The sequence below is a fragment of the Streptomyces sp. WM6386 genome (assembly GCF_000972385.1).
Lineage (GTDB): Bacteria > Actinomycetota > Actinomycetes > Streptomycetales > Streptomycetaceae > Streptomyces.
In genome coordinates, this window is sequence record NZ_JXTE01000329.1 from 1 (window position 1) to 694 (window position 694).

The following is a 694-nucleotide window of genomic DNA, read 5'->3' on the forward strand; positions in this document are numbered from 1 at the left end:
TGGGGCGGTCGGCGTGCACGCCGAGGTGAGGTCACCGGACGCACGCGACAGCGCGTAAGCCGGGACGGCCGCGAGGAACACAAGAAAGACGATGCCGCGGGACGGCAGGTTCCGGATCGGCAGCGCGACCAAGACCTTAACCGCCACGGTTGTGCTTCAACTCGTCGGCGAAGGGCGGATGTCCCTGGAAGACACCGTCGAGCAGTGGCTGCCGGGAGTGGTCCGGGGCAACGGCAACGACGGCACCCAGATCACCGTGCGGCAGTTGCTGCAGCACACGAGCGGCATCCCTGATGTCGGGCCGGAGATATCCGCGTTGAAAAGTGCGGACGGCTATCGGGCCGAGCGGTTCCGCACGTACAGCCCCGAGGAGTTGGTGGGTCTGGCGATGCAGCTCCCTCACTCGGATGCCAGCTGGTCGTACTCCAACACCAACTACATTCTCGCCGCGATGATCATCCACAAGGTCACCGGCCGGAGTTGGGCATGGGAGGTGAAGGACCGCATCATCCGCCCCCTGGACCTGAGAGACACCAGTACGCCCGGCGCCTTCCCGTTCATCCTGGGCCCGCACGCCCAGGGCTACGCCGCGTTCGGCACTGGCACCGACACCGGCATCGACGTCACGGACCTCAACTCGAGTATGGCCATCGGCTCCGGCTCGATCATCAGCACCGCGCACGACCTGAACCGG

At 66.1% G+C, this 694-nt stretch carries 1 pseudogene; it reads left to right on the forward strand.

Annotation, left to right across the window (positions count from 1 at the left end):
- Positions 1-73 precede the first annotated feature (73 nt).
- Positions 74-694, forward strand: a pseudogene (locus TN53_RS41525) (serine hydrolase domain-containing protein); the annotation flags it as partial.